12 protein-coding genes and 1 pseudogene are annotated in these 13,110 nt (G+C 33.7%); all 13 read right to left on the reverse strand.

Translation table 11 applies throughout. From position 1 onward, the window contains the following. Positions 1-185: 185 nt before the first annotated feature. The 13 genes and pseudogenes from T543_RS02120 to T543_RS02180 all read right to left on the reverse strand — a co-directional run bounded on the left by T543_RS02120 (position 186) and on the right by T543_RS02180 (position 13,082). Positions 186-1,118 (reverse strand): annotated as a pseudogene (locus T543_RS02120) (GDP-L-fucose synthase family protein). A gap of 55 nt (positions 1,119-1,173) precedes the next feature. Beyond that, on the reverse strand, positions 1,174-2,262 hold the full coding sequence (gmd, locus tag T543_RS02125) for a GDP-mannose 4,6-dehydratase (protein WP_035765223.1): 1,089 nt from the start codon (positions 2,260-2,262) through the stop codon (positions 1,174-1,176). Between the two features lie 112 nt (positions 2,263-2,374). Next, positions 2,375-3,892, reverse strand: a complete 1,518-nt coding sequence (locus T543_RS02130) for an oligosaccharide flippase family protein (RefSeq protein ID WP_035765226.1) — start codon at positions 3,890-3,892, stop codon at positions 2,375-2,377. After that, on the reverse strand, positions 3,840-4,466 hold the full coding sequence (locus T543_RS16395) for an acyltransferase (RefSeq protein ID WP_051638467.1): 627 nt from the start codon (positions 4,464-4,466) through the stop codon (positions 3,840-3,842). The genes T543_RS02130 and T543_RS16395 overlap by 53 nt, the downstream gene beginning before the upstream one ends. A 1-nt stretch (position 4,467) precedes the next feature. After that, on the reverse strand, positions 4,468-5,433 hold the full coding sequence (locus tag T543_RS14975) for an alpha-1,2-fucosyltransferase (protein ID WP_051638468.1): 966 nt from the start codon (positions 5,431-5,433) through the stop codon (positions 4,468-4,470). Further along, positions 5,402-6,535 carry a glycoside hydrolase family 99-like domain-containing protein gene (locus T543_RS02145; protein ID WP_035765228.1) on the reverse strand — a complete coding sequence of 378 codons (1,134 nt, stop codon included), beginning with the start codon at positions 6,533-6,535 and terminating at the stop codon, positions 5,402-5,404. The genes T543_RS14975 and T543_RS02145 overlap by 32 nt, the downstream gene beginning before the upstream one ends. A gap of 28 nt (positions 6,536-6,563) precedes the next feature. Continuing rightward, complete coding sequence (locus T543_RS02150; RefSeq protein WP_035765230.1) at positions 6,564-7,685, reverse strand: glycosyltransferase family 4 protein; 1,122 nt, start codon at positions 7,683-7,685, stop codon at positions 6,564-6,566. A gap of 24 nt (positions 7,686-7,709) precedes the next feature. Next, positions 7,710-8,900 (reverse strand): O-antigen ligase family protein, encoded by a 1,191-nt coding sequence (locus T543_RS02155; RefSeq protein WP_035765232.1) that lies wholly within the window; start codon positions 8,898-8,900, stop codon positions 7,710-7,712. 29 nt (positions 8,901-8,929) lie between these two features. After that, positions 8,930-9,910 carry a glycosyltransferase family 2 protein gene (locus tag T543_RS02160; RefSeq protein ID WP_051638469.1) on the reverse strand — a complete coding sequence of 327 codons (981 nt, stop codon included), beginning with the start codon at positions 9,908-9,910 and terminating at the stop codon, positions 8,930-8,932. 60 nt (positions 9,911-9,970) lie between these two features. Next, complete coding sequence (locus tag T543_RS02165; protein ID WP_035765235.1) at positions 9,971-10,921, reverse strand: capsular polysaccharide synthesis protein; 951 nt, start codon at positions 10,919-10,921, stop codon at positions 9,971-9,973. A gap of 132 nt (positions 10,922-11,053) precedes the next feature. Next, positions 11,054-11,500, reverse strand: coding sequence for an acyltransferase (locus T543_RS14980; RefSeq protein ID WP_051638470.1), 447 nt, complete (start codon positions 11,498-11,500; stop codon positions 11,054-11,056). Positions 11,501-11,526: 26 nt separating this feature from the next. Then, positions 11,527-12,174: an IspD/TarI family cytidylyltransferase gene (locus T543_RS02175; RefSeq protein WP_304412755.1), complete on the reverse strand. Its 648-nt coding sequence runs from the start codon at positions 12,172-12,174 to the stop codon at positions 11,527-11,529. An 83-nt stretch (positions 12,175-12,257) separates the two neighbouring features. Further along, entirely contained in the window at positions 12,258-13,082 is an 825-nt protein-coding gene (locus tag T543_RS02180; RefSeq protein ID WP_035765237.1) for a LicD family protein, read from the reverse strand. Positions 13,083-13,110 lie beyond the last annotated feature (28 nt).

A 13,110-nucleotide genomic window follows, 5' to 3' on the forward strand; every position in this document is an offset into this window, starting at 1 on the left:
AATATAAGTACTTTTACTTATATCATAGCGAGCAAAAAGCTTTACCGAATACATTTGTTGTTCACATTTAAGTACCATTTGCACCTTTCCTGACTTTTAATTCCATCACACCTCCCCTTAGGAAAAGGCTCTGTGCAATCAAATTATATATCTCATCCTGCTTCATCACCAAACTTTATACTTTTTTATCTCTCAGCCCTAATAGGATTATTCGGAAAATCCTCATAAGCTAATCGTATTCCATCTTCAAGTTCAGCCTTATATGTCCATCCAAGCTTTGTCGCCTTACTAACATTAAGAAGCTTCCTCGACGTACCATTTTGCTTCCTAGGATCCCATTCTATCTTTCCAGTGTATCCAGCAACTTTTGCCACGAGTTCCGTAAGTTGCTTTATGGTAAGTTCCTTACCTGTTCCGGCATTGACCGTTTCATTTCCACTGTAATTATTCATTAAGAACACACAGAGATTCGCAAGATCATCAACATATATGAATTCTCTTAATGGGCTTCCATCGTCCCAGCAGGTAACGGTATCCAATCCAGCTTCCTTTGCCTCGTGAAATCTCCTGATCAAGGAAGGTAATACATGGCTATGCTCTGGATGATAGTTATCATTAGGACCATATAGGTTTGTGGGCATAACAAAAATATAATCTGTGCCATATTGCCCATTCAAATACTCACAATACTTAGACCCACTGATTTTTGCCGATGCATAAGCTTCATTGGTCTCTTCAAGGCTGCTTGTCAACAGACAGGATTCCGGCATAGGCTGTAGAGCCTTGCGCGGATAAATACAGCTGCTTCCCAGAAACTCCAATTTCTTGCAGCTATTTTTCTAGGCACTATGTATCACATTCATTTCCAGAATCATGTTGACGTACATAAAATCAGCCTTTGCTATGGCATTTCCCATTATACCGCCGACCTTTGCCGCTGCAAAAAATACATACTCCGACTTCTCTTCTTCGAAAAACTCTTCAACCTGATTCTGTCTGGTTAAATCCAATTCTTTGTGAGTGCGGAGAGCAATGTTATGATAACCTTGCTTTTCCAGCTCTCTTACAATAGCAGAGCCAACCATGCCGCGATGACCTGCTATATATATTTTTTGCATCTTTTTCCATCATCTTTATTCTTCTCTCTTATGGCTCAAATTCGCCAATTACATATCACTTCACAACACCCTTCTCAAGATACTCAGCAAGATTCATCTTGATATGCTCCTCTGCACGTTCGACGGCAACCTTCTCCATATCATGTTTAACCATTATTTCAACAAGCTCTTCAAAACTTGTCTTTGTCGGATTCCATCCCAACTCATTCTTTGCTTTGGAAGGATCTCCCCAAAGATCTATAACATCTGTAGGTCTGTAAAAATCAGGGCTTACTTCAACAAGAATCTTTCCTGTAGTCTTGTTAACGCCCTTCTCATCTATCCCCTCACCTTTCCATTCAAGTTCAATACCAGCATGATGAAATGCAAGTGTTGCAAATTCACGTACCGAATGTTGTACCCCCGTAGCAATAACAAAATCCTCTGGCTTGTCATTCTGAAGAATGAGCCACATACACTCAACATAATCCTTAGCATATCCCCAGTCTCTTAATGAATCGAGATTACCGAGATAAAGCTTATCTTGCTTGCCTTGAGCTATACGTGCTGCGGCAAGCGTTATCTTTCTTGTTACAAATGTCTCTCCTCTGCGCTCAGATTCATGATTAAAAAGAATACCCGAGCAGCAAAACATGTTATAAGCCTCCCTATATTCCTTCACAATCCAAAAACCATACTGTTTTGCAACAGCATATGGACTGTACGGATGGAATGGAGTGTTCTCATTTTGAGGTACTTCCTCGACCTTACCATATAATTCCGAAGTAGAAGCCTGATAGATTCGACAGCTATCCGTAAGTCCGCAGAGACGGACTGCCTCCAATACCCTGAGAACCCCTGTCGCATCAACATCAGCTGTAAACTCAGGTGAGTCAAAAGAGACCTGTACATGACTCTGCGCAGCCAAATTATATATTTCATTTGGTCTCACCAGACTCACAACCTGCAGAATACTCATAGAATCCCCCATGTCTCCATAATGAAGATGAAAATACTTAACACCTTCTAGATGCGCGATTCTTTCTCTAAAATCCACAGATGATCTTCTAATAATTCCGTGAACTTCATATCCTTTTTCCAATAGAAATTCTGCAAGATATGAACCATCTTGCCCTGTTATCCCTGTAATTAGTGCTTTTTTCATGTTTATAATCTCCATCTAATAATCAGTTACTAAATAACAAAATATGAATATAAATCACCAATGATGTACTCCTGAAACGTATTCTCAGATAACGCAATACATAAAACATTTTTCATTTATCGTTTAGTTTTCTTGCAACAAGTTTCAGAAATTCATTCAGTAATTTATCTCTAAAAGCATATAACACAATGCCATAACAAATAATTCCAATTAGAATTTGAATTATTAGCTTAAATAGCGTCACGTTAATCGGTAAAATGTCCACAAATCTTACCGCTATAGCCATAATTAGAGCTGAAACTATATACAAATATATACAATTTATTATAGTCTTAACCTTTACTACATCTTTAATACTATAAACTATCATTGTGAGTAATATTGCCTCTGACAAAGCCGATGCCACAACAGCACCCATACTTTTAAACATTGTTATCAAAACACAGTTTAAGCAAATGTTAATAAGAGTGCTTATAACGATCAATATATTAAGCTTTCGTTGCTGTCCTCTTGCAACCATACATGAATTACTTAATATACTATTAAAACTAGTAAATATTAGTATACATGAAAAGACTTGCAATAACGGAACACATTTTTCATAACCATCTCCCATAAATATATTTACAAAATTTCTCGATACTGTAATCAATCCAAATGCAACTGGAAAAGCAATTAATCCTGTGTAACTTATTGCTTTATATATTATTCCTTTTACTTCACTTTCATCTTTACTATCAGAATTCCAATAATTTGCAACCCTAGGCAATATAACCACAGTCGTTGATGTTATCAATGCTATTAACAAATTGTATATTTTACTAGCTTGCTCATAATATCCATTTTCATTCATCGTAGTTGACATTATGCCTAACATTAGCTTATCGAAAGAAGCAAATACTATTGACGCAATAGATGGTATAAAATAAATTAAGTTTTTTTTGACTGTTTCTCTTATATCCTTAATAGCAACAGGGCATAATGCAACATATTTCCTAGCTTTAATACACAATAATATATTTTTTATCAAAGTGCTTCCCTGAATAAGTAAAACATATAAATATAAATCTGTACTATCTTTTACAAATACAAAAATGCAAGCAACTGATCCGATTTTTATTATTGTATTTAGAAGCGAAATGGTACCAAACTCTTCCAGGCCTTGAAACAACCATGTAATATCAAATAGCTGCGCTATAAGAAATGTTAATAAAACAAAATACATTTTCTTAAAATCACAGCTAACCATAATAAACAATAGGTACATCAGTATCGCAGGAATCATCGTAAAACACTTAGCAAATACAATTTTCGAAAAAGTATAACAAATCTCGCCTGCGCCATTTCTGCTTTTTGATACTTCAAGTTGTCCATGCGTACCTACACCTAATGCGCCAATATCTGCAAAATATACTGCTATTGCCAGTGTATAGCTATAAATTCCTATCCCCTCTACCCCTATAGTTCTCGAAATATAAGGCGTAACTATAACTGGTGTAAATAACAAGACAAATTGATATATTAAATTATACAGATAATTCTTTTTTAGACTTTTTTTTTGTACCATATTTTGCTTATCAATTCGCTTTCTTAATGAACCTTGCCGGATTACCTGCCCATACTTCCCCATCAGGTATATTCTTTGTTACCACACTTCCAGCACCAACAATACTATTCTCTCCTATAACAACTCCCTTAAGTATAATCGAATGAGCCCCAATAAAGGCACCTCTTTTTATTAAGACGGGTCGTGCAATTATATTTCCACACGGATTTGTTGATCTTATAATAGAATTAATTGAATGAAAGTCATTATCATAGATAATGACCCCTCCACCAATTAGAACTCCATCCTCTATTACAATCTTATCCATGGCAACCAATGCTGCATTCGATATCCCTACATTATTTCCAATGATTATATTTCCAGCTTCAATAGTCCTAAATATGCTACATGTGTTTCCACCTATAAGATTCGTTGTTATTCCAGAATTAATTGAAACATTATCTCCGATGTAAATTCTCCCATTACAAGTTTTACCCCCTGATATATATCCACTATGAAAAATAGCTTTCCCATTCAAAATAAAGTTCTTGCCATACTTCACTTTGTATTTTCGTAACTGTTTATAATTTGCTATTATTCCCTTAACAATTTTGAGTTTATATTTGATTTTTATATAAATATTTTTGTCATAACCCATCTTATATATATTCCCATCCTTCAATACTAAAAAAGGGTTTTCTCTCATTTCCTTTTTCAGTAATCCATATATAATGTGTTTTTGGCGCAACAACTATACCTTGTTTCCGCCTTAAATATGCTCCCCAAAAACTGAAAGTGCTATTTGCAATAATACTATTTTGGCAAAGCGTCATAATATATAATTCTTCATAGTCTTTATACCCACTTATAAAATAGAATTCTTTCTTTTCACCAAACTTCTCTCTTGCATAGGTAATGTCATCGCTAAATACTATAAATAACGGATTTTCTATTTTACTTCTCATTATTTCAATAGCAGTATCATAATAGTTATCGTCACAGATATTATAAAAATATCTAGGCACAATAGTTGATTCGCTTTCCTTTACATAATCCGTCCTTCTTATATGAATACTTACTATATTTTTTTGTGAAATAATTCTATTCAATTCACCATCTAATTTAATAGGTTTAAATGTAAAAGCATTTCTAACTATATCAACATCTTTTGGCAAATATCTTATATCTTCCCAATATCCATCAAATAAATAGTTATTATCATCGTCTTTTATAGCGTCTAACAATTTCAGATACTTATCAGTAGACTCTAATTGATTATCCTCCTTTACTATAATCAAATTTGAAGGCTTTATCATAATAGAATTGAGCTTTCTAATTAATCTTACAATAACATTCTTTTCATTTCCCTGCTGTATCCTATTAATATAAAGAAAACGTCCACAGATACGTCTAACATCCTTGTTTCGCGCTGTTTTATAGTTCCCAACAAAAAGATCATTTATGCTATAATACGTCCTTTCACCCTGCTTTAGAGGTTGATCCGAATAATCAAAAAGAACTTCTGCCTGGCTTTTCATTTTCTCTTGTACTAATATCCCAAACCAGTAAATAAACAACTGATTCCCTAGCCCATTAGATACTTTTATCAATATTTTTTTTCTCATTCACCACGTTCCTTATTGCTTCTAAATAATCATACCCTTTATAATCTGGTTCTAGGTATGCCCCTTCTCCCCACTCATTCCATGCAGTCAAGAAAACATATTCCTTATTTTGAGCTTCTGAAATCCTAAGTAATTTTCTCAGGTAAATTTCAAATTTTCTAGGAGAAGCGCCAACCACCACTTTTCCTTTCATTCCTCTTCTAGGCGAATCATCATATGATACAAATCCACTTAAGTACACATCCCTTTCAGATTTTCGTGCATTATGCAATATCCTTTTCCAAACCAAATCATAATTATACTTCATCGGAATATTCAATTTTTCTTGAAGAAATACCTTAACCTTATTACTTATTTTTTTTACTACAGTATTGGGAATCCACCCGCTCCATATCGGTTCATAATAAAATTCTTTAGCTGTTACTTTACAGTTTTGATTGTTATATCTTCCAATAACTTCAATGCCGTCAAATCCTGCTTTTATAGCCATTTTCTCCCAAAAATCAATCATTCTTTTCAACACTTCTGGATGATTTGTTTGGTTAAAAACTCCAAAAACTGGTTTCCCATCAATTTTTATATATCGTTCATCCTTAAAGTACTGAAGAAGATAATCAAAATGCTCTTTCCATCTATTTTCATCCCCATATTCCAGTTTAATTAGGTATCCATCCTGATCTGGCAGTGCTTTATTGTCAAATTGTGGTGCCCAATCATTTGAGCAATCTTTTATATTTGACCAAGTTCTCCTCCAAGATGCATTATCCCAAATAAACATATAGTGGATATCTAAGTCTGCCATTTTTAATAATTGTTCAGAAGGTTTTCTTAGCATTACATTATCGTTATCAAACCAATAATGATATATTCCAAACCCATATATCCCATATTTTTTAGCCAGATCTACTTGCCATTTTATTGATTCAGAATTGCTTAAATCATAGTAATAGTCATCAAGTGGCCTTTTAGGTTGATCATGCCCCCTAAACAATGGCTTTGCCCTCTTTACGGCCGTCCAATCTGTATAGCCCTTCCCCCACCAAATATTGTTCTCTTTTGTTTCATGAAATTGCGGTAAATAATTTGCTATTATTCTTGCCATAATTCTCCTTTTGAAAAAAATCGCAAATCTATTTCATTGCTTCTTCTACTATTTTCTTCAACTTTTCTTCAAATTGCACTTGCAAGAAATATTGAGACCCCTCAACTGCTTTTTCTCTCATTTCTAACGCTAAGTCATCATTATTAATAACTTCAATTGTATAATCCAATAACTCAACCTCTGTATTCCAAAGATATCCATTAATTTTATGTTTGACAATTTCCTTCTGACCTGCTTTATTGATAACAATTGGTATACACCCTTTTGCCATTGCCTCCACAGTCGTCATACCAAAATGCTCCATATTTATCGGATCATCGTCTTGTACCTTGTACCCTTTTGCATGCCAAAATATTGATGCCTTTTCATACCACCTATCCAACTCAGAATTACTAACATTAGTATAAACTTGTATACTATCATTACACCGTTTCTTTATATCATTATAATATCCTTCATAACGTGTATCTTTGTTCCCTATAATCACTAATTTGTAATCGCACCCAAATTTATGCCTCAAACTTTCATACATTTTTATCATTTCCAATACTTTTTTATCTGGCACTAATCTATCAACAGCTAAAATAATCTTCTCTTTCTTTTCCAGTCCATTCTTTTCTATTGGTTTTGTGAAAATAGGCGGATTGAGTTTGTCACAACTAACTCCCCATAATTGCTCTACATAAAATCTTGTAAATTCAGAATTTGCCACTAAAGCCTGGTATGAACTTAGATATTTTGCTTTATATTTTTCCCCTTGAATAATACCTAAAAAACTTGATCGGGGATCAGCCGGAAAATGAATTATATGTATGGACTTTACATTCTTTGGACCACACATCATTCCATACGTGCAATTAATAAATAAATCTATCTCGTTTCCTAAAATTTTTTTTATGGATTTTGCTCCTGTGTAATTCTCTAAATCTTTCAACAATGGATGTTTTGTTCTATAGTATTCAACATATCTCGTTTCAAATAACTGGACCCCATATTTTTTGTAAATGTCCTCAATATTTATTTTTTTATTTTTACGCGTTATTATAATAATATGGTTATCTTTTCCAAGTACTTCTGCCATGCGCAGCCCATATACTTCCGCTCCTCCACTCACACCTGATAAATTTGGTAAAAAAATCGCTATTTTCATTTCTATCCCTCTTTGAAAAGCATTTTAATGCAATCTTGGATTTTTAACCTTTTCTTGTTTATTACAGTCCGCATAGACTAGCAGCAAACCAAGTAAAGGAGTAGCCGCATTATACATTGCCAATCCATTTGTGAAAATAATTGAAAAGAGAATTAATATGATTGCTATCCGCAATGTACTTTGTTTTATTCTTTTAGTAAATTCGAAATGATAATAAATCAGTACTAGTAACCCAATTACACCAAATCCACACAGAATATTTATATAATCATTGTGAGCATGTATTGCCACTTTGACTATACTATCATTTAACAAAGCACCCCTAACTCCATCTATTCCAATCCCCAATAATTTTTCAATTAAACCAGAATTGTTAACAAAATAATCAAAAACAACTTTCCAAAAACGAGTTCTATTATTAGATATTGAACCTTCTGCAATGTTTGTTATTGTTTTTTGTATAACAGCAATTTTCGATATATTTTTTCCAAGTAATGATAAAAAGAGTAGGACTCCAACAGATATATACGCTATACCTACCTTTACAATTTTTTTTCTAATTGAACAATAATCAATTACCATTACAATAATCAATGCCAAAAAAGCACTTCTAACGCCAGTCATCATGACTGAAATACAAAATAATCCCTTAAAAAACAGATATAATGCACTACCGGTCTGTAAATAACAAACCGCAGCGAGACAATACAATAGCGTTAACTGATATGCTAAGACATGGGGAATTGTAAATGGACCGTATAATGTGTAGCCCGATTCCCCAGAGTAAATAAGCCCATTTTTTAACATGATTGAAGTAAACAATATAACTACATAAGATAATATTGCCAATAAACATTGCCTTTTATGCGTCTTTATATATATCTCGAATTTCGAAGTGTTATTCTCATAAGAAAAGAAACCGCAAATAAAAACCAATCCTATATAGTCATAAAAATCTGCATGGAATAATTGAATCCACTTCCCAACCGTCATATAATATATAATATAGATTATAAGCAATAAATTCCCTGTTAATACTTTTTTACTCCTTCTTCTGACCAACTGTCCGTTGTAATATAAATAAATCATCATAAAAAATATTAGAAAAAATTTATTTATCATGGATGGTAAAATGAGAGCAAGGAATGCCGTAATAGTTGCATACCATATGAATAATATAAATAATAAATCTCTATAAGTAAGTCTTTTAATCATTTTTCACCCAAATATAGTGTAATTGTTATTCATTTCCTAAGATTCTGAACCCAGTTTTCAATATCAATCAACATATCAAATATGAATTTTTGTGTGCATGCCAGTTTGGAATAAATCTTCATTTTTCCGTGTAGATATCTATTATTTCCCAAATTCACAATTCTAGAAAATAATTGATATTCCAATCCCTTGTTCCATCTCGATCCCCTTAAATCCATATATGTCTTTACATATTGTGAAAACATACGACTCTCGCACTTCTTTTTCAACTCAGGGAAAACACTTGCAATATCATTGCACATTTCTTGCATATTATATATTGCATCCATTCTTTTTTCACTAAAGCTTCTTTTGGTAATGGAACCATTTCTACATAGATAGACATATAGCGACCTTTCACCATATGCCACCTTTTGTGTATTCAATAATATTTTATATGTAACTGAAATATCTTCGTACAATTTTCCTAATGGATATCTAATATTATCAAATAAAGAAGCTCTATATAGCTTCATACTTGCGGAAGTATTTATCTCATTTCCTTCTAACAAGAGTGAAACTGCATCTTTTTGATTTAAAACTCTTTCTTTTCCGTCATCAATAACCTTATTCAAAAGAATACCCTTTTCATTTACATACTTAAAATTACATATTGATAATTCAACATTATATTTTTCAATCAAATAGTATAAATATGAAATGTAGTTTTTCTCTATGTAGTCATCGGAATCTATATATGTAACATAATCACCATGCATGGCGTCTATCGCGGTATTTCTTGCATCTGATAATCCACCATTTTCTTTATGTATAACTATTATTCTTGGGTCTACTTTTGATAATTCATCACATATGGCACCTGAATGGTCTGTTGAGCCATCATCTATAAGCATTATTTCTAAGTTAAAATAATCCTGGTCTAGTATGCTGTCAACACACTTTTTTACATACTTCTCGACATTATATACTGGAACGATAACTGTTATTAGTGGCTGTTTTAATATTCCCATATGCTTGTACTAATATGCCTTTCATTGTATCTATAAAATTAATTCTCCATAAAAAAATTCTTATATCCCAACAATATGCCTAATAAATGTATCCTTCATCATATCCTGTTCTTCTATACACTTATAACTCAACTTGTGAAACGGAGTCTGTTTCTTAACCGCTTCCCAAACTCGTTCATCATATTGTTCAAACAATCTCAATAACAGTATATGTGGTGTTGCATTATCCCTGGGAACTATTTTATTCCATTCATTTGGATACTTATCAAGTACTATTGACAAAAAATCATGCAAAAGAAAATAATCATTCATGATGCGTTCTTTTTTCCAATAGTCGTAACACAAAGCTCTTGTTGCCATAAGTACCTTGTTATTTGTTTTTGCACTCATTAGCCATGAAGAGATATATGTTGCCTTACCATCTCTTCCGGGTTTGAGGCTTTGATAGAAAAACAAATCTGACTCAAAAAAGTAATCTGGTATATTATTTCTTTCCTCACTGCAAAAAACCGTAGCATCTAACCACATCCCTCCATAACGAATCAGCAATTCCAATCTAAGCAAATCAGTAAGATGAGTGTATGTGATTATTCCGGATTCCCATTTTTCTATAATATATTTCGGAAACTGCACATACTGTTCCATATTCTCAGATGTTATGAGTATAACGTTCATATCAGAAAGATTTTTTTTAACAGACTCATAACATTTTTTTACAAGTTCAGGGGCATTCTCCATTCCCTGAAACCAGCAGACCCAAACTTTATTAGAGCTCTCATGCGGAAGATCTGGATTATATTCATCTTCAAATTTATCTAATACATGACGGTACTTCTTGTATAAATTCTGTTTAGTCTTTAATTGAGTGGATAAGCGCAGAATTTCCAATGCTGTTCGACTTTTTCCCAGTAATAAAAACTCCCCTATCGCAGTTCCTAATACTCCCGCTTGCATGTATTGTTTTATTAGCTTCATTCCACCTTGCTTGCGGAAGGTTTCTTTAAGCCCCATTTACATTTCTCCTCTTCTTAAGTTCCATCTCCATATATACGACCTAATCTAATTTTCTAATCATTCTCGCTGGAACACCTGCATAAAGACAGTCCGGTTCTGTACTATGAGTTACAACTGCCCCAGCCGCTATTACCCCCCATGACCGATTTTTACTCCTTTTAATATAGTCACATTGGAGGCAATCCATACCCCATCTTCTACTATAATGCTTTCAGCAATTCCAGCACCTGCTCTTTGATACGTAAAGCCTATTTCATGTGAATTTGTAATAAACTTTGTCCCCATACTAACAGCAACATTATTCCCAATGGTAATGTGAGAATTTCCATACCGTCCCGTATAAAAACCAACATAATGATTTATCAAACATCCATTTCCAATATGAACTCCAGACGGATGCTCAAAGAAAACGTGTTTCTTAAGCCTTATCTTTCTATCCGTTGTAATTCCAGCCCAATAACATAGCAGCCCCCGAATCCTCTCGGGCGGATATAGTCCCTTAAAAAACGCCATGAAAAAATTCATCTTTATTATGCCCTTTCTGCGATTAGCTTTATCTTTTCGAATATGCTTCATTTTCACATATTCTCATATTAAACTTCTTACTTCAACCAGTTATCTTTATCTGATTTTAGATATGCCTTAAACATTTCAAAATCATCCTTGGTAGTTAGTTTTATATTTTTATCCGATCCGACAGCAAAGTATAAGCGCTCTCCTAGTTCGACCATAATAGTGTTAGTATATGAAGATCCATATATACCAATTTCTTTTTCAAATGCCTTATGATATGCCCAATCAAGTTTTCCAAATTTATACGCCTGCGGAGTCGATACTCGCATGAGGGTTTCTCTCGGTATATACTTGGTTGTACTAATATCATCATCAACTACGAATATCTGCTCATTATAAGGTAACGACGTTACCGCATTACCATATTTCTGTGCTTTGAGGATAACATCTGGAAGTACTGTTTCATCAACTAATGGTCTAATGCCATCATGGATTATAATTACATCTTCGCCAGAAACTTGTCCCTCTAAATTATAGACGCCATTTCTAATTGACTCTTGACCTATTTCTCCCCCGGATACAACCCATTTCAACTTGTCTATCCCGAATTGTTTTGAATATGCCCAAACAACATCATGCCATCCTTCAATACATACCACCTCTATCGCATCTATCTGTGGATGTTTTTGAAATCCCTCTAATATATATAAAAAAATAGTTTTATCATATACGTTAATAAACTACTTCGGAATATCCTGTCCCATTCTATGTCCGGAACCACCTGCGATAATAATTGCTGTTGTCATAATCTACTAGTCTCCTAAAAAATCCTACTCTTCAGAATTGTTACATTATGCGCCACTCTGTCTTTTTCAGGTGGAAGTTTCATATAATCGCCATATAAAGATTTTTGAATAGCATCGCTATTCTCCGGAATATTTACCTGTTGTCCTTCAAATATTCCTTTGACAGCCGTTCCAAACCATGCGCGTTTAACTACTTCCCTTTCTCTGTATCTACCTAACATATTGCCACACCACTCGCAGCTATCAAAATCAGATTTTCTAAGGATCTTCTCTAGTTTATCAATAGTTTTATTCGTATCTATCAACTTACCCACTGGTATTATTTTGCATAACGTCAATACAATACGTTCCGACAAAGGTCTGCTTCTGTTTGCATCTACCTGAGTGCTAATATTAGCAATTTGAACCATATATCTATGAACCATGATATTCTTTATTCTTAGCCACCTTGCAATTTTACTATTCGGTAAACCATCTAGTGGAAAAACATCGATCCATATATGTGCTTTACGTGGTTTTTCAGCTAAATGTATTTCTATTTCTGATTCGAGATCCACAAACTGACTCATCGCAAAATGCCAATCAGGATCTGTATAACGATTACATATCCCGAATCCTTCCGGCATATCAACCTTAAGCAACTCATGAAACTTGTCAAAATCTTTACGCGGCATTCCTACATCTATATCATCGTCCCACGGAATAAACCCCTTATGCCTTAGCACGCCTATTAATGCGCCGCCAGTAAAGTAATACCGCAAGTTATATTTTTCACAGTATTTTATAAAAGTATTTAGGGTAAACAGAGTTAGTTCTTGAACCTTCTTGTTATCATTCATCTTCATATCCTTGTTTTATTTGTTGTAT

The sequence above is a fragment of the Butyrivibrio sp. NC2002 genome (assembly GCF_000702265.1).
Classification (GTDB): Bacteria; Bacillota; Clostridia; order Lachnospirales; family Lachnospiraceae; genus Butyrivibrio.